The following is a 26792-nucleotide window of genomic DNA, read 5'->3' on the forward strand; positions in this document are numbered from 1 at the left end:
TAATCGGATGAAATAAGGTAAAACTAAAGAGTGCTGCAATCACAATTTCACTGCTTCAACTACTTCAAAGCTTTTCCTTCTTTTCCTTCTCTATCCTGAAATCCAATTTTCAATGTCCATCGTACATATAGGGCGGAAAGAAACCGGTATGTCTATTTTATATGGTAAAAGTGTGGTGTTTACATGAGTAAGGTTTCCATCTCTTCATTAGAAAATATGAAGCTGAAAGAATTGTACGAGCATGCTCGTCATTTCAAAATTTCTTACTACAGCAAGCTGACAAAAAAAGAACTCATCTTTGCGATTTTAAAAGCAGATGCAGAACAAGAAGACCTTCTATTCATGGAAGGCGTTCTTGAAATCATTCAGTCTGAGGGCTTTGGCTTCCTTAGACCGATTAACTATTCTCCAAGCTCAGAGGATATTTATATTTCCGCTTCCCAAATCAGACGCTTTGATTTGAGAAATGGCGATAAAGTTTCCGGCAAGGTTCGTCCTCCAAAGGAAAACGAGCGCTATTACGGTCTTCTTCATGTCGATGCCGTAAATGGCGACGACCCGGAATCAGCGAAGGAACGGGTGCATTTCCCTGCACTTACCCCTCTGTATCCTGACCGTCAGATCATTCTCGAGACCGAGCCGCACATGCTGTCCACAAGGATTATGGACTTAATTGCACCAGTGGGCTTCGGCCAGCGCGGTCTCATCGTTGCCCCTCCGAAAGCAGGAAAAACGATGCTCCTTAAAGAGATTGCCAACAGCATTACAACGAATAACCCGGAAGCAGAACTGATTGTTCTCCTTATTGATGAGCGTCCAGAGGAAGTAACCGATATCGAACGTTCTGTTGCAGGCGATGTCGTCAGCTCGACCTTTGATGAGGTTCCGGAAAACCACATCAAGGTAGCGGAACTCGTCCTCGACCGTGCCATGAGGCTTGTTGAGCACAAAAAGGATGTCATCATTCTGATGGACAGCATTACACGTCTGGCACGTGCTTATAACCTTGTCATCCCTCCAAGCGGACGTACACTTTCCGGAGGGATTGATCCGGCTGCATTCCATCGTCCGAAACGCTTCTTCGGGGCTGCACGGAACATTGAAGAGGGCGGAAGCTTAACAATTCTTGCAACTGCCCTGGTCGATACGGGCTCCCGCATGGATGATGTCATTTACGAGGAATTCAAAGGAACAGGAAATATGGAGCTTCACCTTGACCGCTCCCTTGCGGAAAAGCGAATCTTCCCTGCGATTGATATCCGCCGTTCCGGAACAAGGAAAGAAGAGCTACTTGTTCAGAAGGACCATCTCGAAAAACTATGGGCGATCCGCAAGTCAATGACAGACTCGCCGGATTTTGTCGAAAAATTCCTTCGCAAACTAAAGCAGTCAAAAGGCAATGAAGAGTTTTTTGAAATGCTGACAGCAGAAATGAAGCCGGGCACAGCAGGCTCAAGAAGGTCTTAGAAAAAATCAGCAGGGATTTCCTTTATGATTCCAATTTTGTTTCTTGCAATCATGAGGAACCCCTGTTATAATTTTTTCATATGCCGTTCAGATAGATGATTTCACTCAAATGAATTCCATCTTATGAACAAGATAACTCTGGATTCGGTAAGAATGCAGGGCAGAAGGAGATGAAAAGAATGAAAGCTGGAATCCATCCTAACTACAAAAAAGTTATGGTTAAATGTTCTTGCGGTAACGAATTTGAAACAGGTTCTGTCAAAGAAGATGTACGCATCGAGACTTGCTCCGAGTGCCATCCATTCTACACTGGACGTCAAAAATTCGCTGAAGCCGGCGGACGTGTTGACCGTTTCAATAAAAAATACGGAATCAAGTAATTTTGGAATAGATCGAAACAAAAACAGGCAAGTCTTCACACTTGCCTGTTTTTTTCACGAAAAAAGACGTTTTACATAGGGACTATTGGCATGTAAAACGGTCTTGCAGCTTAGAATAACAAAGGAAAAGCACCGGAGAAAAAGGCTGTGCCGCGTTTTGGCAGCCTAGCAGCCAAATGAAGGGAGAGGCCGTTTGCATGTATGTGATGAAATTCAGCGGCTGGCTCGAAATCATATGCGGAAGCATGTTTTCGGGAAAATCAGAAGAACTGATCCGCAGAGTGCGGCGCGCACAATATGCGAAACAAAACGTTCTCGTTTTTAAGCCATCGATTGATAACCGATACAGTGAGAAAGAAGTCGTATCCCATAATGGAACCACCATTATTTGTTCCCCTGTCCCTTCTTCAGCTGACGTTCTGAACATGGTCGACGAAGACACGGACGTGGTGGCCATTGATGAGATTCAGTTTTTTGACGCCGGCATAATGGAAGTCGTAACAACCCTTGCAGACAGGGGCCACCGTGTAATCGCAGCAGGACTTGATCAGGATTTCCGCGGAGAGCCATTCGGCATCATGCCGGACCTGATGGCCGTTGCGGAGACCGTTACGAAGCTCCAGGCCGTCTGTTCCGTCTGCGGATCGCCCGCGAGCCGGACACAGCGTCTCATTGACGGCAAACCAGCCGCCTACCAGGACCCCATCATTCTTGTCGGAGCAAGCGAATCCTACGAACCGCGCTGCCGCCACCATCACGAGGTGCCTGGCAAGCCGGCTTTTAAAAAAGAAGAAAGTGAAGCTTCGCATAATTAAGCGAAGCCTTCCTTACCAAAGCAAAAAATGCACAGATCATGATCTGTGCATTTTTTTGCTTTGGTAAGGATTTGGTTTAGTTTTTGAATGCGCACTCCCCTGTGTTGCCTCCGACCCCCGCTCTGCTAAAGCGTTAAACCTCCGTCCCCAATTATGTCAACTGAACATGCTCTGTCCCCCTGGGCTCAAAAGCGTTGGGGGAGTAAGGGTAAACCGTTCCTGTCTCCGTCCCCCAATTCTTTATCGAAACGGGGGACGGAGGTAATACCGCCTTCTCAATTGAAGAACCCCCTTTTCAAGCCTGTTAAGCGGCAAAGGTCATTTATACAGCTTTATCCAAAATGTGGTACGATTAATACTGAACCACATACATAGGAGGAGAAGCCGTGATTGTCCAAAATAACCAGGAAGTCTACAGTGTAATTGAGCAGCTGGAAACACAGAATGCCACATTTAAGATTGTGGAGTTTAATGACCTGAATGGAAGCACCTATCTGACCTCTCCCACAGATATGTACTATGCGAAGAAGCTTGGCATGGGGCTTCGCCAAATCGCCATCGAACTGAGAAACGGCAGCATTACGACAGAAGCCGGCGCCCTTCACTACATGCTCGGCAGCATCGAAATGGACAACTCTCTTGGCGGGGCAAAAGGCATGATGAAAAAATTCGCAAGCAATGTCCTGACAAACGAATCAGGGGTTAAACCAAAATACAACGGTTCCGGTGACATTTTCCTCGAACCGAGCTTCGGCCATTTTCTGATGCTTGAAATCGACAGCGATTCCATCATCGTCGACAGAGGCATGTTCTATTGCTGTGAATCGACGGTGGAGGTGGGCATTGAGTCCATGAAGAACCTCTCATCGGCAGCAAGAGGAGGAGAAGGCCTATTTCAGACGAAGCTGACCGGCTCAGGAATTATTGTATTAAGCAGCCCGGTGCCAGCAAACGCTGTCGTAAAAGTGGACTTGAATAACGACACCCTTAAAGTAGACGGAAACTTTGCCATCTTAAGAACGGGCGGCATCCAATTTACCGTGGAACGCTCCGCCAAAGGCATCATCGGTTCAGCCACAAGCGGGGAAGGATACTTGCAGACCTTCCGCGGTACCGGCCAGGTATGGCTCTCGCCAACCACCTCAAGAGGACCGCTGCTGGGATAATAGCGGGGAAAGGCGCCTGTCCCCAACTCTGCTAAAGCACTAAAGCTCCGGCACCTTCTCGCCAATCCCTTGCCCCGCAGCGGGTTTGAGACGCAGGTCTCTGTCCCCGCTTGCGGTGGGCCGTATCATAAGTAAACGAGGTTTTTCCATTTGGATAGAGGAAACCCTCAGAAACTGAGAGTTACCCTTTTCAATGTAGCTTGTCAGTATATATATTCCAAATTTAATAAACGATCATAGTGATTACCTATAAATATTATTAAAGTGTTGATAAAAAAGATGTATCATAGTGGTCTAGTGTAACTGGATACACTCTTTCCATTACTATAAAAATTAAAACAGTATAGGTTTAACTATTAAAAAAGTATGGGATTAGAATGTAAGTAATATTTGTAAAAATGCTGGGTGGGTCAACGACTAAATGGGCTTTAAACCCAAACCGAAATTCATTTTTACCATCGCTCTTTTTCAAGAATTTGTGATTCGTTCAGTTTACCGATTAGACGTGAGAAAGAGGGAATCCCTTGATGAATACGCTCGACCAAAGCGTAAGTCATAGCAGCATAGTTTAACTCAGTAGGAGCTTCGTAGACAGACTTGTTAGAAATTGCAAAAACAATCGGTTCAATGTCAATGGCAGAAAAATAGCTTCAAATCGCTTTGATGGATTCATATCATAAAAAACGTGTATGTCAAACAAAATTCCTTGTCGTATAATAGACATTGGGGACAACCTCTTTCTTTACATAAATGTCGGTTTGATCACTTACATTATTCAAGAATTTGAGAAGGTACTCCTTTTTTCATACCTCAAAATGGTTGGGAGACTAAGGACTAGAATTATGAAAATTCGTTAAATTAGTTTTTTAATTAATGTTTAAGTTTATGAAATGAATCAGATAAAAATTAAAACATAAGGTATGAAAAAAATATTTTAGAAGGTGGCAGGATACGTAGTATTTAAAGAAAAAGGTAATTATTTTCAAGTAATAGACCCACATACAGAAAATATAGAACAAAACCAAGAAAAATCTGAACAGGAAATTCTAGACCAAATACAAGAATCTCTAGAAAATAGAGAGTATGAAGCTGTAAAAATACAATAAAAGAATACAACGCAATTCCTATTAGTGAAAACAATCTAAAATCTTCGGAACCTGATGGTGCTTGGGTATAAAAGTTAAAAATAGAGGATAACCACTTAATTGATTGGGGTTCTCTGGATTGTAAAGTAAAAGACAGTTCAGAAAGGGAATATCTGAAGATATAGACTTGGGACTTGATTGGGTAGAAAACCCAGATGAACAAATACAATATTTTAATGAGAATGGAGACAATTTATATGCACATTCCTTCTTTTTTCGAACTCTTGATGACACAGTAACTTATATAACATTTGCTGGATAACTCGTGCAGTACACCATTTAAATATCAATATGAAGGAAGGAATATTATTGAACGAGCATAAATTTATCAACGGAATTAAACAATTAAACCAGTACTCATCATGGGCTGAAGTAACAGAGTATCTTTTTTTTGATGTAAAAAAGCTGGCTGTCTTAGATGAAAGCAAAATTGCAAATTGGAGCACTTTGAAGTATTTTGGAATATCATTGGAATATGTAGATGGACAAGATTTGAAAAATTTACTACGTTATAAAATTGCAACGAGCATGAACCTCTATACGACAAGGTTTGATGGTGATACCACAGAATTGGTGAAAGAGTTTTTATTACAATTAATTAGTCCGAATGTTGAAAATGTTACATACAATAAGTATAGAGAATTTACTATTAATGACACAATTAAATTAGAATCTGATACAGTCAATTCGTTCGCAACAACGTTTAATCAGTTTATGAGAGGGATACTAGAATATATTGAACCTAATTGGGAACAAAATTATCTCGATAGATATCAATTGAATAAGGAACTTGCTTATAAAATAAGAGAAACGCATAAATATTTATATTTTCTTGAACAAATTGATAATTGGATGAAACACTTACAAGATGAGGATAGAGATATTTGGGTAAAGTTTGAAGTTTTCGCAAAAATATCACATTCAATTGGGAATTTCACTTTAGTACCACTCACATACAATAGTATAAGAGGAAGCGATAAAAGAATAAGAGATTATTGGGACCTTACTATGCTGGATTTGAAGTTAAGGGCACAAGAAGGCATACTCGATGATAATTTTAGGTGGTACTTTAGAAACTATAATTTACTTTATTCTTGTCGTTGTTATATTGAAGATACATCAAAAGTAGAACTAAAAGATAATGATTCAATAAGTTTTTTCAATGATCATTCATTTACACATGTGTTGCCTTTGAAAAAGGAAATGCCTCAATGTTTGAATAATATTATAAGGTATATTGTTTTACGGGGATTAGATATGGTTCTAGATATTAATACAAAACTAAAAGACAATGAAGTGATTATTGAATATATTAATAACTTAAGGCATGAAAATTATTTAAAAGAATCAGAGATTTTAAATAACAAAACAGAGAACAGTGAAACAAGTAATAATCATAACAATGAGCATGATATTCACAAGAATAATAGTAAGGAAACAAAAGAGACAGGTTTGTTGGGTAGAATTGTACAACAATATAAGAATCAATATAACACGTTGAAAAATTTGTCAAAGGGAATAAGAAAGGAACCAATTGTTTCAATTAACGAAATTCTCATTTTTACAGCACAGTCTACTGCGATTATTTATTCACTAGTTCTTTTTTTTATTTTTGTTTCTTTGAATGGATATTCTTCATATGTAAGAGTAGAGCCTTTAAATAATTTATATTTTCAAAGTGGAGTTTTTAAGGCTGTTGAATTGGCAATTATAGTGTCACTCTTCCTAATACACATATTATATATCATTAATATTTCTGGTGTGAAGAAAATAACTATGTCAATATTAACAGGAGTTATTGTTATCGGAACTATTATTCCAGTTGCTACTTATAAGGTGTATTACTCCGAAGAAGGAATTAGAAGAATAGGACTTATTCCATACCAGGTGACAGCAGATCAGTTAGGACAAATTATAAAAGGTATTGTTATATATGGAGTTTGTTATTTGGGAATGGTGATTATTACCTTAATTCTTTTACTGGTTGAAAAAAAGACAAAAGAAATTACTCGGAAATGGTTGTGGTTAGTTTTAGGAACGATGATTCTTATTCCGCTAGGATTATTTATCATACAACATATAGTTTTGATAGTGCTAATTGCGGTGTTTGTATTATTTAAATGGATTAGGGGAAGAAAGAGAGCGTGTCCAGTCTGTCATAAAGCACATGCACGTAAACTAGTAGGACAATATGAGGTTGATAGCAGAGATGAGTTGTTTAATGTAGAAAAGGAATTTAAAGATAGTAATGGGAATAATACAGGTCGAAAATATGAAACTAGTAGAGTATTTACGACCACAAAATATCAAATTGATTACCGCTGTAAATATTGTGGAAATCGATGGGAAAAGTTTGAGATAATAAAAGAGGAAAAAGCTAATATCTAGTCAAGAAATGAATGATGCGGCCTAAACAGTCTAACTAATTTGTCGGGTTTATTTCTATATATTGAAATAGCGGATTAACCCCAAACTTTGGACAAAAACTCACTAATTCTCGGCTAGGTATTGAAATGATTAAGAATGGCTATAAGGTCAAGTTTATTATCACTGCGGAATTGGTCGAAGAGCTTTTACTTGCCAATGAAGAATACATGATTGGAGCATTGGAAAACCTCATTTAGATACGTTCCAGTGAAGCATGTGGGGTCAGGCCCTGCGCCTGACCCCAACTCTGCTAAAGCACTAAAGCTCCGGCACCTTCTCGCCAATCCCTTGCACCGCAGCGGGTTTGAGACGCGGGTCTCTGTCCCTCACTGCGGTGAAGCAGCAGGGGACTGGCACCTTGGCCAGTCCCCGCTTTCCCCTGCTATACTAAAGCTCAGGCACCAACACCAAACTCCATCCGTCAAACACCAAAATCCCCGCCAAACCCCAATCCAACCCTACAAACTAAAGATCGACTTCAACAGCCCTTTGCGTTTATTCAGCTTTTGATTTTCGAACATGAGGACGGGCTCCGGATTGGCTTCGGGAAGCTGGGCAAAGAGGATATCAATCGTTTGCTCGAGTTTATGGATCTTTTTATTCAGTTCCTCCATCTCTCTGCGGTGCTGGAGAAGCTGGTAGGAAACGACGGCATCTGCTTTATGGTTTAATTTTTGCTCCATCAGGTTCAGGCGGTCTTCAAGCTCGGCAGCCCGGGGGCCGGCACTGTTTGAAACGGGGACTGCTTCGGCTTCGGGAGGGGCAGCGTGCGGTGCGGTTTCTGCTTTAATATCCTGAAGGAGGACACCGCTGTGAAGCTGTTCCTTTACGCCTTTCAATGTATTTAGATCCTCTTCCCGGAAATGATAGTGTCCAAGCTCGTTGCGCTCCATTGGCAGCTCCAGCTGTTTTACCCAGCGCTGTACAGTTTTCGTAGAAACCCCAAGCTCTTTAGCAACGGCGGCAGTGTTCATCAGACATTCCCCCTATCTATTGATAAGAAGGAATTCGCTTCTTTTCCCCTTTCTCCTTTCCGGTAGACAAAAGAAGAACCTGTTCGGCAAAGGTAGTGGGAATGCGGGAATGATTGTCGAATTAGCTTTCGTAAAGCTCGAGTGGCAAGTCATCCGGATCTTTGAAGAAGGTGAATCGTTTTCCGGTGAGCTCATCCATCCGGACCGGTTCACATTCAACCCCGTACCCGGCAAGTTTTCTTACTGCTTCGTCCAGGTTGTCTGTGGAGAAGGCGAGGTGCCTCAAGCCCTGTGCTTCAGGCTGAGTCGGGCGGGGAGGCGGATCTGGAAAAGAGAACAGTTCAATTTGCCCGCTGCTGCCTACGCTGAGATCGAGTTTGTAAGAATTTCTCTCTTCCCGGAAGGTTTCCTGGATGACCCGGCAGCCGAGAATATCAATATAAAAAGCTTTGGAACGTTCATAGTTAGAGCAAATAATGGCGATATGATGGATATTGGTCAGCATACGAATCTCCTTTTATTCTTTTTTGCGGACTTGGCGCTGGAAATATAGAAAGACTGGATATGGAATGACAATCCATCCAAGACTTTTTATGATGCCGTTTAACGCATGGCTCCGGGCCCGCTGTTTTTCGTTCTCTTCAGCTTCTTCGTATTGCTTGCGGATTTCCGCCTCGGATCGCGTGTTTTGCGGATCTTCCTGCTTCATGGTTTTAAAGTCGCTGAAGCTTTGGTAATAGGAGGGAGGGGAAACATAGTCTGCTGCGGACATAAAGACCCCGACTGAGCCTCCAATTGACATCATCAGTGTCGCGAACAGCACAAGATAAATGTAAAGACTTTTAAATGACATGTCCAGCTCCCCTTTATGATCATTTTTCCGGCAATAAGAATCGCCGTTATAAAAGCGGTGATGAAATGAGCAGCGATGAGCAAAATGGCTGCAGCAATCCTGTCATCAGCCGCGTTCCCTTGTTTTCTCTCTATACTTTACCATATGAAATTGCTTTTGATTGTTTGCCCTTCCTGTACTATAATTAGAATGTTATGGATAAAATGAGACTTCCAGCTATGGGGGTTCATTTCGTCTCCCTGCAGCTGAACGCATCGCCACGCTATAAAGAGGCGGTTTTACGGTTCATCCAGTGCGGGGGTTAAAATTAGACCGGCTGAATGTATTAGCTAGGAAACTCCAGAGGTGAAGAACGTGTTAGATCGTTTGCAAGCGGTTGAAGAACGTTATGAAAAATTAAATCAGCTCCTGATGGATCCTGATATTATCAGTGACACCAAAAAGCTGAGAGAATATTCAAAAGAACAGTCTGATCTGTCTGATACAGTGGAAGCATACAGAGAATACAAAGCGGTAAGAGAGCAAATAGCGGATGCGAAAGCGATGCTTGATGAAAAGCTTGATGCGGATATGCGCGAAATGGTTAAAGAAGAGCTGTCCGAGCTTCAGGAACAGGAAACGGCGCTCAATGACAAATTGAAGCTCCTGCTCGTTCCGAAGGATCCGAATGATGATAAGAACGTAATCATGGAGATTCGGGGTGCAGCCGGCGGGGATGAAGCGGCTCTGTTCGCAGGAGACTTATACCGGATGTACAGCCGTTTTGCGGAGGCTCAGGGCTGGAAAACGGAAGTAATGGAAGCGAACTCAACAGGGGTAGGCGGCTATAAAGAAATTATCTTTATGCTCACCGGTAAGGGCGCTTATTCCAAAATGAAGTTTGAAAACGGTGCACACCGTGTACAGCGGGTGCCTGAAACAGAATCCGGCGGGCGGATCCATACATCAACCGCTACGGTTGCGTGCCTGCCTGAAGCAGAGGAAGTCGAAGTGGAGATCCATGAAAAGGATATTCGTGTCGACACGTTTGCTTCAAGCGGACCAGGAGGGCAAAGTGTCAATACAACCATGTCAGCGGTTCGTTTGACTCACCTTCCGACGATGACCGTTGTAAGCTGCCAGGATGAAAAATCCCAGATTAAAAACAAAGAAAAGGCGATGAAGGTACTGCGTGCCCGCGTCTATGATAAATTCCAGCGTGAAGCCCAGGCTGAGTACGATCAAAACCGAAAGCTTGCCGTAGGCTCCGGGGACCGTTCTGAACGGATCCGCACCTATAATTTTCCTCAAAACCGTGTCACAGACCACCGCATCGGTCTGACCATTCAAAAGCTTGACCAAATCCTTGAAGGAAAGCTTGATGAAGTCATCGAAGCTCTCATCGTTGAGGATCAGTCCAGCAGGCTGGAACAGGCGGATATTTGATGACAACTGTATTTGAAGCCCTTAAATGGGCTTCTCTTTTTTTAACGGATGCGGACAGGGATGAAAATGCGGGGGAATGGCTGTTAAGGCACCACCTTCAGATGAACAGGTCCTCGCTGCTGGCTAATTTTCGCATGGAAGTCAGCGGAGATATACTGGAAGCCTTTCAATCGGATGTGAAAAAGCATTCAGAAGGTGTTCCGGTTCAGCACTTAACCGGATATGAAGAATTTTACGGACGAAAGTTCGAAGTAAATAAGGAAGTACTGATTCCAAGACCCGAAACAGAGGAATTGATTGAGGGCTTAAAAAAAAGAGTTCAATCCCATCTGCCGGAAGATAAGCCGCTGGCTGCGGCAGATATCGGAACCGGATCAGGGGCCATTGCCATCACGCTCGCCCTGGAATTGAAAAATTTGACCGTGACCGGAACAGATATCGCTGAGCAATCACTGGAAGTGGCGGCCAGGAATGCCGCTGCAAACGGAGCAGATGTCCAGTTCCTTCATGGCGATCTGCTTGAGCCGCTTTTTGGCCAGACGTTTGATCTTATCGTTTCCAACCCTCCTTACATACCGGACGAAGACATTGTAAAGCTGTCAGAAGTGGTGAAGGATCATGAACCGGTAAGGGCGCTCGCAGGGGGAAAAGATGGGCTTGATTTCTACCGGAGGCTCTGCGCCGGCATGCCGGCCCTTATGAGCAAGCCGGGACTGGCTGCTTTTGAAATTGGTGCAGGCCAGGGGGAAGCAGTGGCGGATCTGCTGCGAAAAGCCTTTCCGGAAGCAAAAGTTGAAGTCGTTTGGGACATCAATGGCAAAGATCGGATGGTATTTGCGGAAATATAGAGGGGCCGGGGGAGGAGAAAGAAGATGGATCAGGAGCTTCTGAGAATTTTTGACGTCAAGGGCCGTCCGATTGGCACGGCGTCAAGGCAGGAAGTTCATAAGAAGGGGTTCTGGCATGAGACGTTCCACTGCTGGATTGCGGAGCGGTCTGAAGACGGAATCGATCTGTACTTTCAGCTTCGGAGCCCATTGAAAAAGGACTATCCTTCGCTTTACGACATTACCGCTGCCGGCCATCTGCTTGCCGGCGAGACAGCGGCGGATGGGATTAGAGAAGTGAAGGAAGAATTGGGCTTAAGCGTTTGTTTCCATGAATTGCATCCTCTCGGAGTGATTCCCTGGACCGGGGGAAGCGGGGAGATCATCGATAAAGAGCTCGCCCATGTCTATGTTTACTTGGCTGCAGCTCCTATCCGGGAATTTTCTCTGCAGAAGGAAGAAGTGGCGGGTGTGGTCAAAGCGAACCTGGCTGACTATGAAGAAATGATTCTCGGAGGCGGAAGCCGGGTGCGCGTCACCGGTTTTCGGGAAGACATCTCAGGGAAGAGAACGGCGTTTGAGGAATGGGCCGGCAAAGCTGCGTTCGTTCCCCATGCAGCGGGCTACTATAAAAAGCTTTTTAAGGAAATACGGTCACTCTCACAAGAATAGATTCATAGTTTTAGAAATTCCATGTTTAGGTTTTTTCTCTCCCGGCCATACTGTTGCTAGAGAAGGGATGGTTGAGGAGAAATGAAAAAACAAACATTGGCTATCATTTATTTATTGATTATGACAGCGGGAGCGCTTTTAAATACGCAGCAGCAGCCGGCAGGTGCCCAGAGAGCGGAGGCGGCAGAGCAGAACGGACCGGTCGTTATTCCGGAGGAGGCCATCCGCCTGAGAATCCTCGCAAACAGTGATGGACCGCAGGATCAGGCTTTAAAATTGAAAATAAGAGATGAAGTGAACAAAGAGGTTACGAAATGGGTAAAGGATCTTTCTTCTATTGAAGATGCGAGGGAATTGATCCGCTCTAAGATGGAAACGGTAGAGAGCATCGCCAGAAAAGTGATGGAAAAAGAAGGAGTCAGCCAAAGCATTCAAGTAGAATACGGCAGCAGCGTCCACTTCCCGACAAAGCTGTACGGAGAGTTCATTTATCCGGCAGGAGACTATGAGGCGATCCTCATCACCCTCGGGAATGGAGAAGGCGCGAACTGGTGGTGTGTTCTTTTCCCTCCGCTATGCTTTCTGGACTTTTCAACCGGAGAGGCGGTAGAAGCCCAGGAAAAAGAAGCAGAGCAGGAAGAGAAGAAGCTCGCCGAAGTAACGTCAGAGAGCAGGGAAAATGCAGAGCCTGAAGTGAAATTCTTTCTGGCTGAATGGCTGGGCGGGCTGTTTTCATAAACCTTTCCGCATATTTGAGAGTTTTCCGCATACATTGGGAGTAACAAAGGACAATGGGGTGGAACGATGTTTTATCAGCTCAAATTAGCGGAAGCAGCCGATGCCGGCCGTTTGATAGAGTTTGTGGAAGCAGCGGGGTCCAATGCTGCGGGAATAGAAGAAAAAATAGACCAGTTCGTTATGATGACAGATGCCGATCACAACGTAGCCGCCTGCATCGGGCTTGAAGTGTTTGGCGAAATCGGGCTTCTTCGATCTTTAGTTGTATCGGACAAGCTGGACCAGGCTTACATTCTATCGCTCTTTAAGAGCATTCATGAGGTTGGCCGGAAAAAAAAGCTCAAACATTATTATCTTATTGCAGGCGGCGCCGGCTCAATCGAATTCCTGAGACTTATCGGATTTCAGCAGGCTGCGGAGACAGAACTTCCCGAAGTGCTCCGGAATTCCAAGCATGTCCAGACATCCATTGCAGCAGAGGGCTCAGCCGTTATGGTTAAGAATACCTGAAAAATTCATGAAAAATATAGGTCAAATTACTTTATCAACATACTTATCCACTGAAAATGAAGCTTTATCCACATTTTGTGGATAAAGCTTATTGCTGTTCCCCGCTTTTACTTAGGGACAGTCGGTGGTAGACTAGTTGGGAAAGCCTTAAAGACAAGGTAAATAAGGAGTCAGATAAAAATGGATACGATTCACTGGACTGTGGATAAAAACCTGGACTCATCCAAGCTTTATCCACAAGTTATTCAAGCAGCTGAATTGCTTGCCAACAATGAAACCGTTGCTTTTCCGACTGAGACTGTATATGGACTTGGAGCCAATGCAGGTTCGGATGAAGCCGTTGAAAAAATATATAAAGCAAAAGGAAGACCTGGGGATAACCCTCTTATTGTTCATGTATCCAATCATAAACAGGCGGTAGAGCTTGTAAGGGAAATCCCCGCCTATGCCATGAAAATTATGAGCATGTTCTGGCCAGGCGCGCTTACTGTTATTTTGCCTGTAAAAGAAGGAATGCTCTCTTCACGCGTAACAGCCGGTTTATCAACGGTAGCAATCCGTATGCCGGATCATCCGATTGCCCTCGCACTGATTGAACAATCCGGCGTGCCGATTGCGGCCCCAAGTGCAAATCTTTCAGGCAAACCAAGCCCGACAGAAGCGGAGCATGTCGCTCAGGACCTGGACGGAAGAATTGCCGGAATTGTGGATGGAGGGCCTACAGGGGTCGGAGTAGAGTCTACTGTCCTGGATTGTACGAAACAAGTCCCGGTCATTTTAAGACCCGGCGGCATCACGAAGGAACAGCTTGAAGAGGTGATCGGACCAGTGGCCATGGACGAGGCGTTGACGGATCAAACACAAGCGCCCAAATCCCCTGGCATGAAATACACCCATTATGCTCCGAATGCTCCGCTGACAATCGTAAAAGGCTCGCTGTCCTTTCTCCAGAGTCTCGCCGATGAGGCAATGGCAGAAGGGAAAAAGGTAGGCATATTAACCACGGAAGAAAACAAACAGGTGCTCCATGCAGATGAAATCATTGCCTGCGGCAGCCTGGCAAGCCCTGAAACCATCGCTGCCAACCTGTACAGTGTTCTCCGCCGCTTTAATCAAAACAGGGAGCTTGATCTCATCTACAGCGAAGCGTTTCCGGAGGACGGCGTCGGACAGGCGGTCATGAATCGGCTGAAGAAAGCCGCCGGACACCGGGTAACCATCGAATAACCCGTTCTAACCCTCATTGGACAGACATATGCTGAAACAGGCATGTCCGAGGAGGGAATACATGAGTTTAGAAGCGTTAATCGGGGAGATTCTAACCCTTTTTATGATGGCCTTTGCACTGGGAATGGATGCCTTCTCTGTCGGCTTGGGAATGGGCATGATTTCCCTGAGACTCCGGCAAATTTTTTTCATCGGCTTGGTCATCGGTCTTTTTCATATCGCGATGCCGCTCGCCGGCATGGGACTCGGCAAGCTGTTATCCGATAAACTGGGTGCGATTGCTGCCTATGCAGGAGGAGGGCTCCTCATTCTTCTCGGCATTCAAATGGTGATCGCCTCCTTTAAAAAAGAAGAAGCTCCCCTCATCACCCCAGTGGGATTCGGCCTGCTCTTATTTGCCCTAAGTGTAAGCCTGGACAGCTTCTCTGTCGGCTTGACGCTCGGGATATACGGCGCAAGGACGATGCTTGCCATTTTGATGTTCGGCATCGTCAGCATGGTGCTTACATGGTCCGGACTCATCATCGGCAAAAGGGTGCAGGGGTGGCTTGGCAATTATAGCGAAATATTGGGAGGAACCATCCTTTTAGCCTTTGGGGTCAAGCTTTTGCTTCCTTTGTAGAAGGCTTGCCGAACGGAGAAAGAGCCGTATCCTTTAGAGAGGATGCGGCTCTTTCACTTGTTTTAGGGCTTTTGGATAAGCGAGTGTCTGCAGCAGCCCGGGAAGCTTACTTACTCCGTAATAGTGAAACTGTAGGAGTTAGTCAATTGGTTATGAATAACCAACTCATATTCAAGGTTTTGCTCCTCTGCTTTTTCTGTTAATAGATTGATTTCAGAGGAATGAAAATAACGTTGGATAGCCGTCAGCAGCAATGCCAGCAGAGCAATGAATAGCAGAGTTAAAAGGATGTATGGTCCTGCTGATTTTTTAAAAAGCATAGTGGGGGTTCCTCCTTCATGATAAGAAACAGGTTGAATTCGCTTATGTATGAGAAAAAAATGAAATGGACAAGCTTCTTATTCTATTATAATCCAATGCGGTGCAAACATTTACAGAGAGTTCTTAAAGTAGTCTAAGATGAGCTTGGGGTGAGTGGTTTTTTCTGATCCTTGATTCAGATCCCTGAATCTACCCCAAACCGGTTTGGAGGACTTGGTCCTCTGTCCAGTTAGTAGTACAATATAGATAATTACGATTATTAATCACCCGAGAATCGGGAGCAGCGATAAATAGCGAGACGAAAGCAGAGGAGTGGAAGCGGTGCCGAATGTCCTTTTTGTTTGCACAGGCAATACATGCAGAAGCCCGATGGCCGAAGCGCTTATGCAGTTTATGAAGCGGTCGGAAGAAATAAAGGTGAGATCAGCCGGGGTTTTTGCAATGGATGGAAGCGATGCTTCGCGTTATACAAAAGATGTCCTTTTAGAAAAAGGGATCGCCTTCAATCATTGTTCCACCCTGCTGAGTGAGGAAAGCGTCGATTGGGCTACACATATTTTCACCATGACAGCCAGTCACAAGCAGCTCATGCTTGAGCGGTTTCCGCTATCTCAAAATAAAATCTGGACCCTGTCCGAATTTGTCCACAGCGATTCCGAACAAAGAGATGTCACTGATCCTTACGGAGGCCCCCAGGAAATGTACCGGGCCACGAGAGACGAATTGGAAAACATGATGAAGCTTCTTCTTGAAAAACTGGAAAACTAACTGAACCTGGAGGCAGCATAATGAAAGTTGCAATCGCATCAGATCACGGCGGAATGAAAATCCGCGAAGAAATCAAATCCCTTATGGATGAAATGGGCATTTCCTATGAAGACCTTGGCTGCGAGTGCAATCAATCAGTTGACTACCCTGATTACGCAGTTCCTGTTGCCGAAAAAGTCGCATCGGGAGAAGCCGACAGAGGCATCCTGATCTGCGGGACCGGCATCGGCATGAGCATTGCAGCAAACAAAGTAAAAGGTATACGCTGCGCCCTTGTCCATGACGTATACAGTGCAAGGCTCACACGCGAGCATAACGACAGCAACGTCCTCGCCATGGGTGAGCGTGTCATCGGTCCGGGGCTTGCCCGCGACATCGCCAAAACATGGCTGCAATCCAATTTTGAAGGCGGAAGGCACGCGAACCGCATCGGTAAAATCGGGCAATACGAAAACAACTAACAAGAGGTGAACCAACATGGAAGAAGTCCAAGTATGGCGCTCCGAACTCCAAACAATCCTGGATGACCTCGAAAGCCAAATCACCTTTGAAAAAAACAGCCTATTCGTCATCGGCTGCAGCACGAGTGAAATCATTGGCGAAAAAATCGGTACATCCGGAACCTTTGATGCCGCAGCCATGATTTTTGAAGAACTCTCCCGGTTTAGCAAAAAACACGAAATTTTCCTTGCTTTTCAATGCTGTGAACATCTGAACCGGGCACTGGTTGTAGAAAAAACGGCAGCCGAAAAGCACGGCCTCGAGACCGTCACCGTCATCCCGGTCAGGAAAGCCGGCGGAGCCATGGCGGCGCATGCCTTTAAATCCATGGCCAATCCAGCTGTCGTCGAACATATAAAAGCAGACGCCGGCCTCGACATCGGAGATACCTTCATCGGCATGCATCTGAAGCACGTCGCCGTTCCGGTCCGAAGCACCCTCAGCCAAATCGGACACGCCCATGTTACCATGGCTAAAACGCGTCCGAAGCTGATTGGCGGGGTCCGTGCCGTTTATGAAACGGCAAATGAAAATGAATCCTGCAAATAGGAAGAACCGCTCTGCGAGGCGGTTCTTTTTGCGTTATGAAATGTTCGGGGGTATCATCGACATTGTTTCCTTTATAAAAGCGGTACGGTTTGGTTTATGTGGACCGTGTTAGTGAGGGCAACGGGTCCAAGAAGCGCTGTAAGAAGGATTCTCTTCAGTGGTATAAAAAAGGTATTGAGAGAATGGCGGGGCCTTGGGATAACATGTTGAAGCAGAGAGCGTTGTCTCCCTGTTTTTTATTTTGTTGGTCCCTTTTCCTTCTCAATATTATTATTTGACTAATCAGTCCAAAAAGGATAATCTGTACTTGAAGGGGGGAATGCAATTGGCAAGAAGCAAAGAATTTGATACGGTCACTGTTTTGCGCAAAGCGGCTGAAGTGTTTGGGCAGCTGGGCTATCAAGGTGCCTCGCTTCCAGAGCTGCTCAAGCATTTGGAGATTGGCCGGCAAAGTTTATACGACACGTTTGGCACGAAAAAGGACCTTTTCCTTTCCGCCGTCAAAGCGTATTTGGAGGCGAAAAATCAGCTGGTTGTCCAAAGACTGAGTGAAGCGGGTTCAGTTAAAGAAGCTGTCCATGATATTTTTGCTGAAGGTATCAGGGCTTTGAAGGACCCGGAAAGTTCTGCCGCCTGCTACATTATCAATAGTGCAGTCGAACAGCTTCCTTTTCAGAAAGAGCTTGCCGAATACTTCAGCAGGCAGTCGCTGCTGCTTGAAGATGCCTTTTATGATGCTCTTTTGCGCGGAAAGCAAGAGGGTGAGTTCACAAATCGGCACGGTGATTTAAGAAACCTTGCCCGCTACCTGAATCAATCAAGACTGTCCCTTACCTTTATTGCGAAAACGAACAAAAGCTTTGATGCACTGGAAAGCTATGCGAAAGTCAGCCTGTCTGTTCTGGATTGAATAGGAGGCTTTTCTTTCACTTATTTTGGACTAATCAGTCAAAAAAGGAGCTGCAATGATGATGAATGAATACGTAAAGATCATGGATCAATTTTTTCAAGACATGCTGGAAAACAATATTGAACAGTGGATGACAATCTGGCATAAAGACGCCGTATTTGAAATTCCCTATGCCCCTTCTGGTGTTTTAACAAAACTGGAAGGGATTGATGCCATCTACAATCATGTGAATGATTTTCCCGAAAAAATGAATTTCACCCATTTTTCTGAGCCGAACTACTACCCAGTCGAAGGCCAAAATACAGTAATCGTGGAGTTTGAATGCGAAGCAGTGATTCTGGAAACAGGACTGCCTTACAACCAAAAATATATTAGTGTCATTGAGTATGAGGAAGGAAAAATCCTTCGTTACAAAGATTACTGGAATCCGCTTATCTTTATTGGCGCTTACAATAATGAACCTCAGGCATTTCTAAAATTTCTAAAAAGGAGTCAATAGCATGACTATTTTACTTACTGGCGGAACCGGCACAACAGGAAGCCGCATTGCTTCCAAGCTTCTGGAACGCGGCTATTCTATCCGCATTGCCAGCAGATCGGTTCCCAGGCTTGCTGGTGCAGAGCATGTGCCTTTCGACTGGCACAGCGGGCAATGTCCTGCTGAACTATTTAACGGGATTGAAAAATTGTACCTGGTTGCACCGGTCGGTGTGCTTGATCCGCTGCCTGCCGTTCTGCCTTTTTTGAAGAAAGCTTTGAATTCCGGAGTGAAACGGGTGGTCATGCTCGGTGCGGCCATCGTCTCTGATGACGGTCAAGTGTTTGGGAAGCTGCAGCTCGCTGTCAAGCAGCTGGCACCTGAATATGCCATTCTCCGTCCTTCTTATTTTATGGAGAATTTCCTGGCCCCTCACCACCTTCACACCATTAAATCAGAAAACAAGCTTTGGTCGGCAGCCGGTGATGGAAAAATCGGTTTTGTCAGTGCAGATGACATTGCGGAAGTTGGCGTTCGTGCATTGATCGATCAAGAGCCGCATAACACGAGCCACATCATTACCGGTCCGGAGAGCTTGAGCTATTCAGAAGCTGTCTCGATCATCGGCCATGCAGCCGGCACCCCCATTCAATACGGAAACCTTCCTCTTAGCCAGTATGAGCAGGCTATGGTTCAAGGAGGCTTAACACCAGAGTATGCCGCTTTTATGACAGGACTGGAAGAAAAGATTTCAAACGGTGCAGAAGACCGTGTTACCAATACAGTTGAAACGGTCACTGGGAAGAAGCCGGTTAGTTTAAGTGAATTTGCTGGCGCCCATAGAGAGGCCTGGGGGTAATACTGGAGAGGATGGGACATAACTAAATTAACCATGCTTAAAGACGAATATTATGCTGGTATTTTTTAATTCGTCAGCAATAAAAACAAGATCGTTTCATTGCGCTACGGCCACTCGCTTTCCACGGGGAGGAAGCTGAGCCTCCTCGGCTTCGCCTGCGGGGTCTCAGCCTTTCCTCTATTTCCCGTAGGAGTCGAGTGTCCTCCGCTCCATTCCACTAGTTTTTAAAGAATATGTGTAAGTTCCACAAATCTATTAACAACAAATAAAGACCCGAACTTTTAGACGAAAGATTTTGTAAAAATCTCAGCTAATAGTTCGGGTTTACCTTTAGCTAAAATACTTTTGTCTCAGCCTCTTTCATTTTTCTGTTAATCAACCGAAGAGCATTACATATAACAGCAGGCCTCCCATAGGCTTAACTTGAATGATATAGCAGAGTGAAAAGTGGTTAGTTTTGGCCGGGGAAGGGGTGGAAACGGCGGGATTAATTGAAGTTCTGGGCAGAAAACCTGTTAAAGCGCCAAAAACCGTTCCATTTTATTTGGGATTATACCGCCTTATTTAATGCGTTCCTCTCACGAATCTGATCGATTCTATTTGTCCATTCCCCCAGATGATTTGTCCGTTTCGCTCACGAATCTGTCCAATTCATATAGCCCCCCTTTGCCAAAACTGCTCCTTCAATAATTCCCTGCTTTCCGCCATCCCCCTTATTTCGAACAATCTCTTTCAATCAACTCTCTATAGTTCGGTATTAGCTCTATTTTTTCAAAAATCAGCCGATTGTCTTTTACATTTCGTTCAGAATGTGTGTAAAATAGGAGCATATAAGCAAGCCACTACTGTCCAATCAAGGGGGATATAAACATGACATTTTTGCAGAAGCAGGATCTATCCGTATTTGAAGCGATGCAGCAGGAGCTAAAACGGCAGCAGACGAAGATCGAGCTCATTGCATCTGAGAACTTTGTAAGTGAAGCGGTAATGGAAGCGCAAGGTTCTGTGCTGACGAACAAATATGCAGAAGGCTATCCGGGTAAACGCTATTACGGAGGCTGTGAGTACGTGGATATCGTTGAGAATATTGCGCGCGACCGCGCGAAGGAAATCTTCGGTGCTGAGCATGCAAACGTTCAGCCGCATTCCGGTGCCCAGGCAAACATGGCCGTTTACTTTACCATCCTGGAGCATGGAGATACAGTACTTGGTATGAATCTTTCCCACGGCGGCCACCTTACCCACGGCAGCCCCGTTAATTTCAGCGGTGTTCAGTACAACTTTGTGGAATACGGAGTAGACGAAGAAACGCACCGCATCAACTATGAAGATGTTCGCCAGAAGGCGCTTGAGCACAAGCCGAAGCTGATCGTTGCAGGTGCAAGTGCGTACCCGCGCGAAATCGACTTCCAGAAGTTCCGTGAGATTGCGGATGAAGTGGGTGCATACTTCATGGTGGATATGGCTCATATTGCGGGTCTTGTAGCAGTAGGGCTTCATTCGAACCCCGTCCCTTACGCGGATTTCGTAACGACAACGACTCACAAGACACTTCGCGGTCCTCGTGGAGGAATGATTCTTTGTAAAGAAGAATTTGCTAAAAAGATTGATAAATCCATCTTTCCTGGAATTCAGGGCGGTCCGCTTATGCATGTCATCGCGGCTAAAGCTGTTGCTTTCGGAGAAGCCCTGCAGCCGGAATTCAAAGAATACGGCGAAAAAATCATTGAGAACGCGAAACGCCTTGGTGAGTCCCTTGTTAAAGAAGGTATGAATCTCGTATCCGGCGGTACGGACAATCATCTCGTTCTTCTTGATGTCCGGTCACTCAGCCTGACGGGCAAAACCGCAGAAAAAATTCTGGATGAGATCGGCATAACAACAAACAAAAACACGATTCCATTCGATCCGGAAAGCCCGTTTGTAACAAGCGGCATTAGAATTGGAACAGCCGCTGTAACGACACGCGGCTTTGGGCTGGAAGCAATGGACGAAATCGCTTCGATTATTGCTCTTGCATTAAACAACAGCGAAGATGAGGAAAAGCAGAAAGAAGCAGCGGAACGCGTTGAGGCTCTTACCTCCAGATTTCCGCTTTACTGAAGGATCCGGTTCGGACAGGAAGGGAGCAGCTGATGCGGCTGCTCCTTTTCCAGCTTTTTCATAAAAACCTTCCTCTTGAAACCCTTGCCCTTTTTCTGTAGAATCAATGGAAGTGCGATGAAACAGGTACGAGATATTGATAAGGAGTTGAGCGGTTTGGGGAAAGTATACGTTTTTGATCACCCGTTAATTCAGCATAAGCTTACGTACATAAGAGATGTAAAAACAGGAACGAAGGATTTCCGTGAACTGGTAGATGAAGTGGCGACCCTGATGGCCTTCGAAATTACCCGTGACCTTCCTTTGGAAGAAGTAGAAGTGGAAACACCGGTCACGATTGCAAAATCTAACGTGCTTGGCGGAAAAAAATTGGCGATCATTCCGATACTGCGCGCAGGCCTTGGGATGGTTGACGGGATTCTTAAGCTCATCCCGGCAGCGAAGGTAGGGCACGTCGGCCTTTACCGTGATCCTGAAACACTCAAGCCCGTTGAATACTATGCAAAGCTTCCTTCCGATGTGGAAGAGCGTGATTTCATCGTAGTGGATCCGATGCTTGCTACTGGCGGATCGGCAATCGAAGCGATCAACAGCCTTAAAAAACGCGGTGCAAAAAACATTAAATTCATGTGTTTAATCGCAGCTCCGGAGGGCGTTGAAGAATTTAAGCTCGTGCATCCGGATGTGGACATTTTTATCGCGGCCCTCGACGAAAAGCTGAATGAAAAAGGATACATTGTCCCTGGTCTCGGAGATGCAGGCGACAGAATGTTCGGAACAAAATAATCAGCAAGGCTCAGACTTAAAATAAAGTCTGAGCCTTTTTTACGGTCATAAAACCGCTCTTTCCGGAGAATGCTAACGGACAAGAGGTGTTCCCATGAAAAAACGAATGATGTCTTTTTTTATCCTGTTTTCACTCCTTCTTCCCCATGCCTCATCCGCCACCTATACCTTTCCTGAAAAACCGCCTCTCCCTGACCGGAACCGTCCGGACAAGGCTGCGAGACGAATTTTTGCTGTTGCCCCTGAGCGGTGGGAAGCGTTTAAAAGCGAGCTGAAAACGGACTTTCGGAATGTGGAAATCCGCCGGGAATACAGCGAAGTGTTTAAAGGTGCATCAATTGAAGGATCATCTGAAGACCTGGCTTTGCTGTCATCGCGTCCGTATGTCGAAGATTTGGGACCTGTGGCTGCCTATAAAGCTGAAGCAGCAGATTACGTGGCTTTTGTAGGGGGAGACCGGGTGAGAGGTTTATTTGACGGGGAGAATCAGCGCCTGACCGGGAAAGGGATTAAGGTAGGAGTCATCGACACCGGAATGGATTACCGCCATCCGGATTTGCGGAAAAATTATGCAGGCGGGTACGATCTCGTAGACGATGACCGGGATCCGATGGAAACGATGGGGGATGAGGATGTGGCGACATTGCATGGAACCCATGTAGCCGGCATAATTGCTGCAAACGGCAAGATCAGAGGCATCGCACCGGATGCATCCCTTTATATTTACAGAGCACTCGGGCCAGGGGGGACGGGAACCTCTGAACAAATCATCGCCGCTATCGACAGGGCCGTAAAGGATAAGGTGGATATTTTAAACCTATCATTAGGAAATGACGTAAATGGACCGGATTGGCCGACGAGTCTTGCGTTAAACAAAGCGGTGGAAAAAGGCATTGTTGCAGTCGCGGCAGGCGGCAATTCAGGTCCGGGGAAATGGACGCTCGGCTCTCCCGGAACAGCAGAGAAGGCGATTTCGGTAGGGGCTTCCACTCCGCCAATTAAGGCGTTTACACTTCGTACATCCGGCATGCCGGAGCCTGTCCGCCTGATTCCTTTTCAGGGGGCGGCGCAATGGAAAACCATCCGCTCTGCCGGAATGGTGTATGCAGGGTTTGGAAGGGAAAAAGAGTTTCCGGCCGACAGCAAAGGAAAGCTCGTGATCGCTCAAAGAGGGAAAATACCGTTTACTGAAATGGCGCTGGCAGCGCAGAAAAAGGGGGCTGCCGGAATTCTCGTTCATAACAATCAGAAGGGGTCTTTCTCCGGCAATATGAAAAACATCACGATCCCGGCTGCTTCCATTTCCAAAGAAGACGGGCTGAGGCTCCGGAAGCTTCTTCACGAACGGGCAGATATTTCTCAAACGAATGAACAGGATACATTGGCAAGCTTCAGCTCAAGGGGGCCAGTCACAGGAAACTGGGGGATAAAGCCGGATGTTGTAGCACCTGGAGTGGAGATTTTAAGCACGATTCCCGGCAATCAATATAAAAAGCTGCAGGGGACGAGTATGGCCTCGCCGCTTGTTGCAGGAGCGGCTGCCCTTGTAAAGCAAGCCCATCCGGACTGGAGCCCCGGGGAAATAAAGGCTGCACTGATGAACACGGCAAAACCGCTGATGGACCGGCATGCCGCCCTTTACGAACCGATTGGGCAGGGGGCAGGGAGGATTGATGTATGGAAAGCGGTCAACACAGAAGTATTGGCTGTACCCGGATCCCTTGTTTTTTCACAATTTTCTTCTGGGCAGCGCAGATCTGTGCACAAAGCCAGGCTGAACCTGATTAATCATTCAGGGAAAGTCCAGCGTTTTTCCTTTATTTATCCCGGGAGAGCGGACGGTCTGACATGGCGGTTTCCTAAAACCCAGTACGTGCAGCCTCGATCCTCGAGGGAGGTGGAAATCGTCCTTGAAGGGACGCCGATTCACCTGGCTGACGGAACCCACCAGGGGTGGCTTAAGATGAACGCCGGCCGTGAAGAAATCGACATTCCATATCTCTTTATGATGAATGAGCCGGATTATCCGAGGCTGATGGGCTTTGATCTGCAGCCGGGTGATGAACCGGAGACTCTTCAGTATGAACTGTACCTGCCGGGCGGGGCGGATGAAATTGGCATTGCATTATACGACCCTGCATCGTATCATTTTATTGGATATCTTGACTGGGTGAAAAATGCAGGAAAAGGCCGGTTAAAAAAAGTGCTGAGCAGGAAAGAAATAAACGTGCCCGACGGGCCCTATAAAGCCCTCATTTTTGCGGAGAAAGGCAATTCCGAAGATATCATCGAAGCCGTAATCACAATCGATTTTCATAGTCAACACTAATTTTTTCAGCAAATGTGAACAATTTGTGCCGGGCTGATGGGTTTGTGAATTTTTAGCATGGATTCACATTGACACAGCCCAGCGCCAATTGATATGCTATACGAGGGTAATGATAAGGTTTTCAAAACCTTCTAATTACTAGAACATTCCCTCAAAAAAACCTTTAAAACCGTGATTGCGGGGTGCTGTCGATGAACAGTAAAAATCGTCATCCGTTGCAGGCGATGGCCCTTATGTCTGGCATTCTATCACATTTGGTAGGATCAGTTTTAGTAGGGATTTTCGCCGGAAGATGGCTAGACGGCTACCTTCATACGGCACCGCTGTTTTTAATCATTGGCCTTCTTTCAGGACTGGCAGCAGGCATTTACGGCATGCTGAAACTAGTCCGCCACTACTTTCCAGGAGACTGAGCATTTCATGTCTGAACTGCATCCCATGTTCCAGCGTTATCTGAAATACATACTATACCTTCTGGCAATTTATACAGCCTGCTGGGGGTTAACTGAATACAAAGAAGTGTTTCTGGGTCTGATTATTGGAACAGGCTTCGGTCTATTTAATCTGTGGACGATGCTGAGAGGGCAAAAACGGTTTTCGGATGCAGTTGAACACGGGGGCAGAACGGGCTCGATGGGCATGCTCTCGAGAATGGCTGCAGCCGGCCTTGCTGTGCTTATCGCGATGCGGTATCCGGAACATATAGCTCTGATTCCTGCAGTTATTGGATTAATAACAATATACATTGTTATTATGATAGATTTTATGGTTCAACACTTACGCAAATAGCTGGAAGAGAGGTGAATATTATTGGATCATGGAGCACCTGTAGTTGAGTTTATGGGACTGTATTTCAACCTGGCTAACCTTATGATGATTACAGTGTCCAGTATCATTGTTTTTGTAATTGCTGTCGCCGCTACCCGCACTCTTTCTCTTAGACCGACAGGGGCGCAGAATTTTATAGAATGGGTTATGGATTTTGTAAAAAACATCATCAACAGTACAATGGACTGGAAAACAGGCGGCCGGTTCCTTACTCTCGGGATGACCATTCTCATGTACATATTCGTGTCGAATATGCTGGGTCTTCCGTTCTCAGTTGTCATTGATGGAAACCTGTGGTGGAAATCTCCGACCGCTGATCCAGTCGTTACAATGACCCTGGCCGTAATGATTGTCGCACTGACCCATTATTATGGCATTAAAATGAAGGGGACAGGAGAATATCTGCGAGAATATGTAAGGCCGATGAAATTTTTATTCCCTATTAAGATCATAGAAGAATTTGCCAACACTTTAACTCTCGGTTTGCGTTTGTTTGGTAATATATATGCCGGTGAAATCCTGCTCACATTGCTTGCGGGTCTGGCGACAAGCGGGTATGCCGATGGTTTAATGGGAGGCATAGTAGGCACCGTTACTGCAATTGTGCCAATGCTTGCATGGCAGGGATTCAGTATCTTTGTAGGTGCAATTCAGGCATTTATTTTTGTAATGCTGACCATGGTTTACATGGCTCACAAAGTAAGCACAGATCACTAACAGCAGATTTATGATTTATAAAATAAAATTTTAGCCATTACAAGGAGGACATACAGATGAGTTTAGGAGTAATCGCAGCTGCAATCGCAGTAGGTTTGGGAGCACTTGGTGCAGGTATCGGTAACGGAATGATTGTCAGCCGTACAATTGAGGGGATTGCACGTCAGCCGGAACTGCGCGGAACGCTGCAAACGACAATGTTCATTGGTGTCGCATTGGTTGAGGCACTTCCGATTATCGCGGTTGTTATTGCATTTATCGTAATGGGCCAATAGGAGGCACAGCAGATAAGAAGAAGTGGCGAAGATCATCTTTATAAAAGACCTTCGCCATTCTCTTATGTGCAAGACCGTCTCTTTTTTTTGTCCGCAAACTAGCCATAAAACATCCTTTTT

The 26792-nt window shown here is 45.5% G+C and carries 29 protein-coding genes and 1 pseudogene; 26 read left to right on the top strand and 4 right to left on the bottom strand.

The window, feature by feature from the left end; translation table 11 throughout:
- The first annotated feature begins 183 nt into the window (after positions 1–183).
- From rho to ACQCVE_RS05470, 5 genes are all read left to right on the top strand, one after another.
- Positions 184–1467 carry a transcription termination factor Rho gene (gene rho / locus ACQCVE_RS05450; RefSeq protein ID WP_426843106.1) on the top strand — a complete coding sequence of 428 codons (1284 nt, stop codon included), beginning with the start codon at positions 184–186 and terminating at the stop codon, positions 1465–1467.
- A gap of 179 nt (positions 1468–1646) precedes the next feature.
- Complete coding sequence (gene rpmE / locus ACQCVE_RS05455) at positions 1647–1847, top strand: 50S ribosomal protein L31 (RefSeq protein ID WP_426843105.1); 201 nt, start codon at positions 1647–1649, stop codon at positions 1845–1847.
- 197 nt (positions 1848–2044) lie between these two features.
- Positions 2045–2662 (top strand): thymidine kinase, encoded by a 618-nt coding sequence (locus ACQCVE_RS05460; RefSeq protein ID WP_426843104.1) that lies wholly within the window; start codon positions 2045–2047, stop codon positions 2660–2662.
- Positions 2663–3048: 386 nt separating this feature from the next.
- On the top strand, positions 3049–3828 hold the full coding sequence (locus tag ACQCVE_RS05465) for an AIM24 family protein (RefSeq protein ID WP_426861978.1): 780 nt from the start codon (positions 3049–3051) through the stop codon (positions 3826–3828).
- A 1454-nt stretch (positions 3829–5282) separates the two neighbouring features.
- Positions 5283–7361, top strand: coding sequence for a hypothetical protein (locus tag ACQCVE_RS05470; RefSeq protein WP_426861980.1), 2079 nt, complete (start codon positions 5283–5285; stop codon positions 7359–7361).
- 497 nt (positions 7362–7858) lie between these two features.
- Here ACQCVE_RS05470 and ACQCVE_RS05475 read toward each other — a convergent pair whose 3' ends face one another.
- The 3 genes from ACQCVE_RS05475 to ACQCVE_RS05485 form a co-directional block, all read right to left on the bottom strand.
- Complete coding sequence (locus ACQCVE_RS05475) at positions 7859–8374, bottom strand: MerR family transcriptional regulator (RefSeq protein WP_426861982.1); 516 nt, start codon at positions 8372–8374, stop codon at positions 7859–7861.
- Positions 8375–8495: 121 nt separating this feature from the next.
- Positions 8496–8879 carry an SMU1112c/YaeR family gloxylase I-like metalloprotein gene (gloA2, locus tag ACQCVE_RS05480; RefSeq protein ID WP_426843101.1) on the bottom strand — a complete coding sequence of 128 codons (384 nt, stop codon included), beginning with the start codon at positions 8877–8879 and terminating at the stop codon, positions 8496–8498.
- A gap of 12 nt (positions 8880–8891) precedes the next feature.
- On the bottom strand, positions 8892–9227 hold the full coding sequence (locus tag ACQCVE_RS05485) for a hypothetical protein (RefSeq protein WP_426843100.1): 336 nt from the start codon (positions 9225–9227) through the stop codon (positions 8892–8894).
- A 354-nt stretch (positions 9228–9581) separates the two neighbouring features.
- Between ACQCVE_RS05485 and prfA the strand changes: the two genes are divergently transcribed.
- The 7 genes from prfA to ACQCVE_RS05520 all read left to right on the top strand — a co-directional run bounded on the left by prfA (position 9582) and on the right by ACQCVE_RS05520 (position 15248).
- On the top strand, positions 9582–10652 hold the full coding sequence (gene prfA / locus ACQCVE_RS05490; RefSeq protein ID WP_426843365.1) for a peptide chain release factor 1: 1071 nt from the start codon (positions 9582–9584) through the stop codon (positions 10650–10652).
- Complete coding sequence (gene prmC, locus ACQCVE_RS05495; protein ID WP_426861984.1) at positions 10652–11500, top strand: peptide chain release factor N(5)-glutamine methyltransferase; 849 nt, start codon at positions 10652–10654, stop codon at positions 11498–11500. Before prfA ends, prmC begins: the two co-directional genes overlap by 1 nt.
- A 24-nt stretch (positions 11501–11524) precedes the next feature.
- A complete protein-coding gene (locus tag ACQCVE_RS05500) occupies positions 11525–12151 on the top strand; it encodes an NUDIX hydrolase (protein WP_426843098.1) in 627 nt (208 codons plus the stop codon).
- Positions 12152–12232: 81 nt separating this feature from the next.
- Positions 12233–12889 carry a stage II sporulation protein R gene (spoIIR, locus tag ACQCVE_RS05505; protein WP_426861986.1) on the top strand — a complete coding sequence of 219 codons (657 nt, stop codon included), beginning with the start codon at positions 12233–12235 and terminating at the stop codon, positions 12887–12889.
- A gap of 66 nt (positions 12890–12955) precedes the next feature.
- Positions 12956–13399, top strand: a complete 444-nt coding sequence (locus tag ACQCVE_RS05510; protein ID WP_426843096.1) for a hypothetical protein — start codon at positions 12956–12958, stop codon at positions 13397–13399.
- A gap of 180 nt (positions 13400–13579) precedes the next feature.
- Positions 13580–14626 carry an L-threonylcarbamoyladenylate synthase gene (locus ACQCVE_RS05515; RefSeq protein ID WP_426843095.1) on the top strand — a complete coding sequence of 349 codons (1047 nt, stop codon included), beginning with the start codon at positions 13580–13582 and terminating at the stop codon, positions 14624–14626.
- Between the two features lie 61 nt (positions 14627–14687).
- The gene (locus ACQCVE_RS05520) at positions 14688–15248 is read left to right on the top strand and encodes a manganese efflux pump MntP family protein (RefSeq protein WP_426843094.1); all 561 of its coding nucleotides are present in this window, start codon (positions 14688–14690) and stop codon (positions 15246–15248) included.
- Between the two features lie 110 nt (positions 15249–15358).
- Here the strand turns inward: ACQCVE_RS05520 and ACQCVE_RS05525 are convergent, their stop codons facing one another.
- Positions 15359–15568 carry a hypothetical protein gene (locus tag ACQCVE_RS05525; protein ID WP_426861987.1) on the bottom strand — a complete coding sequence of 70 codons (210 nt, stop codon included), beginning with the start codon at positions 15566–15568 and terminating at the stop codon, positions 15359–15361.
- Positions 15569–15881: 313 nt separating this feature from the next.
- Here ACQCVE_RS05525 and ACQCVE_RS05530 point away from each other — a divergent pair, with 313 nt between their 5' ends.
- The 14 genes and pseudogenes from ACQCVE_RS05530 (at position 15882) to atpE (ending at position 26672) form a co-directional block, all read left to right on the top strand.
- The gene (locus tag ACQCVE_RS05530) at positions 15882–16337 is read left to right on the top strand and encodes a low molecular weight protein arginine phosphatase (protein WP_426843092.1); all 456 of its coding nucleotides are present in this window, start codon (positions 15882–15884) and stop codon (positions 16335–16337) included.
- Between the two features lie 20 nt (positions 16338–16357).
- Positions 16358–16798 carry a ribose 5-phosphate isomerase B gene (gene rpiB, locus ACQCVE_RS05535; protein WP_426843091.1) on the top strand — a complete coding sequence of 147 codons (441 nt, stop codon included), beginning with the start codon at positions 16358–16360 and terminating at the stop codon, positions 16796–16798.
- 16 nt (positions 16799–16814) lie between these two features.
- Positions 16815–17387, top strand: coding sequence for a TIGR01440 family protein (locus ACQCVE_RS05540; RefSeq protein ID WP_426861988.1), 573 nt, complete (start codon positions 16815–16817; stop codon positions 17385–17387).
- Positions 17388–17436: 49 nt separating this feature from the next.
- Positions 17437–17566: pseudogene (locus ACQCVE_RS05545) on the top strand (family 1 glycosylhydrolase); the annotation flags it as partial.
- Positions 17567–17712: 146 nt separating this feature from the next.
- Positions 17713–18297, top strand: coding sequence for a TetR/AcrR family transcriptional regulator (locus tag ACQCVE_RS05550; protein WP_426843089.1), 585 nt, complete (start codon positions 17713–17715; stop codon positions 18295–18297).
- A 58-nt stretch (positions 18298–18355) separates the two neighbouring features.
- Positions 18356–18796 (top strand): nuclear transport factor 2 family protein, encoded by a 441-nt coding sequence (locus ACQCVE_RS05555; RefSeq protein ID WP_426861989.1) that lies wholly within the window; start codon positions 18356–18358, stop codon positions 18794–18796.
- 1 nt (position 18797) lies between these two features.
- The gene (locus ACQCVE_RS05560) at positions 18798–19634 is read left to right on the top strand and encodes an NmrA family NAD(P)-binding protein (protein ID WP_426861991.1); all 837 of its coding nucleotides are present in this window, start codon (positions 18798–18800) and stop codon (positions 19632–19634) included.
- Positions 19635–20504: 870 nt separating this feature from the next.
- A complete protein-coding gene (gene glyA, locus ACQCVE_RS05565) occupies positions 20505–21737 on the top strand; it encodes a serine hydroxymethyltransferase (RefSeq protein ID WP_426861993.1) in 1233 nt (410 codons plus the stop codon).
- Between the two features lie 156 nt (positions 21738–21893).
- Positions 21894–22523 (top strand): uracil phosphoribosyltransferase, encoded by a 630-nt coding sequence (upp, locus tag ACQCVE_RS05570; RefSeq protein WP_426843085.1) that lies wholly within the window; start codon positions 21894–21896, stop codon positions 22521–22523.
- A gap of 94 nt (positions 22524–22617) precedes the next feature.
- Positions 22618–24852, top strand: a complete 2235-nt coding sequence (locus ACQCVE_RS05575; RefSeq protein ID WP_426861994.1) for a S8 family serine peptidase — start codon at positions 22618–22620, stop codon at positions 24850–24852.
- 191 nt (positions 24853–25043) lie between these two features.
- Positions 25044–25265 (top strand): AtpZ/AtpI family protein, encoded by a 222-nt coding sequence (locus ACQCVE_RS05580; RefSeq protein WP_426843083.1) that lies wholly within the window; start codon positions 25044–25046, stop codon positions 25263–25265.
- A gap of 7 nt (positions 25266–25272) precedes the next feature.
- Positions 25273–25641 carry an ATP synthase subunit I gene (locus tag ACQCVE_RS05585; RefSeq protein WP_426843081.1) on the top strand — a complete coding sequence of 123 codons (369 nt, stop codon included), beginning with the start codon at positions 25273–25275 and terminating at the stop codon, positions 25639–25641.
- Between the two features lie 21 nt (positions 25642–25662).
- Complete coding sequence (atpB, locus tag ACQCVE_RS05590) at positions 25663–26397, top strand: F0F1 ATP synthase subunit A (protein WP_426843080.1); 735 nt, start codon at positions 25663–25665, stop codon at positions 26395–26397.
- 56 nt (positions 26398–26453) lie between these two features.
- Positions 26454–26672, top strand: a complete 219-nt coding sequence (gene atpE / locus ACQCVE_RS05595) for a F0F1 ATP synthase subunit C (protein WP_426843079.1) — start codon at positions 26454–26456, stop codon at positions 26670–26672.
- The last annotated feature ends 120 nt before the right edge of the window (positions 26673–26792 follow it).

This window comes from Metabacillus sp. 113a, assembly GCF_050107635.1.
Lineage (GTDB): Bacteria > Bacillota > Bacilli > Bacillales > Bacillaceae > Metabacillus_B.

What these genes read in the sequence shown, in the direction of transcription:
- rho (WP_426843106.1), top strand. Translation starts at nt 184, where the DNA reads ATGAGTAAGGTTTCCATCTCTTCATTAGAAAATATGAAGCTGAAAGAA.
- rpmE (WP_426843105.1), top strand. Translation starts at nt 1,647, where the DNA reads ATGAAAGCTGGAATCCATCCTAACTACAAAAAAGTTATGGTTAAATGT.
- ACQCVE_RS05460 (WP_426843104.1), top strand. Translation starts at nt 2,045, where the DNA reads ATGTATGTGATGAAATTCAGCGGCTGGCTCGAAATCATATGCGGAAGC.
- ACQCVE_RS05475 (WP_426861982.1), bottom strand. Translation starts at nt 8,374, where the DNA reads ATGAACACTGCCGCCGTTGCTAAAGAGCTTGGGGTTTCTACGAAAACT.
- gloA2 (WP_426843101.1), bottom strand. Translation starts at nt 8,879, where the DNA reads ATGCTGACCAATATCCATCATATCGCCATTATTTGCTCTAACTATGAA.
- ACQCVE_RS05485 (WP_426843100.1), bottom strand. Translation starts at nt 9,227, where the DNA reads ATGTCATTTAAAAGTCTTTACATTTATCTTGTGCTGTTCGCGACACTG.
- prmC (WP_426861984.1), top strand. Translation starts at nt 10,652, where the DNA reads ATGACAACTGTATTTGAAGCCCTTAAATGGGCTTCTCTTTTTTTAACG.
- ACQCVE_RS05500 (WP_426843098.1), top strand. Translation starts at nt 11,525, where the DNA reads ATGGATCAGGAGCTTCTGAGAATTTTTGACGTCAAGGGCCGTCCGATT.
- spoIIR (WP_426861986.1), top strand. Translation starts at nt 12,233, where the DNA reads ATGAAAAAACAAACATTGGCTATCATTTATTTATTGATTATGACAGCG.
- ACQCVE_RS05510 (WP_426843096.1), top strand. Translation starts at nt 12,956, where the DNA reads ATGTTTTATCAGCTCAAATTAGCGGAAGCAGCCGATGCCGGCCGTTTG.
- ACQCVE_RS05515 (WP_426843095.1), top strand. Translation starts at nt 13,580, where the DNA reads ATGGATACGATTCACTGGACTGTGGATAAAAACCTGGACTCATCCAAG.
- ACQCVE_RS05520 (WP_426843094.1), top strand. Translation starts at nt 14,688, where the DNA reads ATGAGTTTAGAAGCGTTAATCGGGGAGATTCTAACCCTTTTTATGATG.
- ACQCVE_RS05525 (WP_426861987.1), bottom strand. Translation starts at nt 15,568, where the DNA reads ATGCTTTTTAAAAAATCAGCAGGACCATACATCCTTTTAACTCTGCTA.
- rpiB (WP_426843091.1), top strand. Translation starts at nt 16,358, where the DNA reads ATGAAAGTTGCAATCGCATCAGATCACGGCGGAATGAAAATCCGCGAA.
- ACQCVE_RS05540 (WP_426861988.1), top strand. Translation starts at nt 16,815, where the DNA reads ATGGAAGAAGTCCAAGTATGGCGCTCCGAACTCCAAACAATCCTGGAT.
- ACQCVE_RS05555 (WP_426861989.1), top strand. Translation starts at nt 18,356, where the DNA reads ATGATGAATGAATACGTAAAGATCATGGATCAATTTTTTCAAGACATG.
- ACQCVE_RS05560 (WP_426861991.1), top strand. Translation starts at nt 18,798, where the DNA reads ATGACTATTTTACTTACTGGCGGAACCGGCACAACAGGAAGCCGCATT.
- glyA (WP_426861993.1), top strand. Translation starts at nt 20,505, where the DNA reads ATGACATTTTTGCAGAAGCAGGATCTATCCGTATTTGAAGCGATGCAG.
- ACQCVE_RS05575 (WP_426861994.1), top strand. Translation starts at nt 22,618, where the DNA reads ATGAAAAAACGAATGATGTCTTTTTTTATCCTGTTTTCACTCCTTCTT.
- ACQCVE_RS05580 (WP_426843083.1), top strand. Translation starts at nt 25,044, where the DNA reads ATGAACAGTAAAAATCGTCATCCGTTGCAGGCGATGGCCCTTATGTCT.
- ACQCVE_RS05585 (WP_426843081.1), top strand. Translation starts at nt 25,273, where the DNA reads ATGTCTGAACTGCATCCCATGTTCCAGCGTTATCTGAAATACATACTA.
- atpE (WP_426843079.1), top strand. Translation starts at nt 26,454, where the DNA reads ATGAGTTTAGGAGTAATCGCAGCTGCAATCGCAGTAGGTTTGGGAGCA.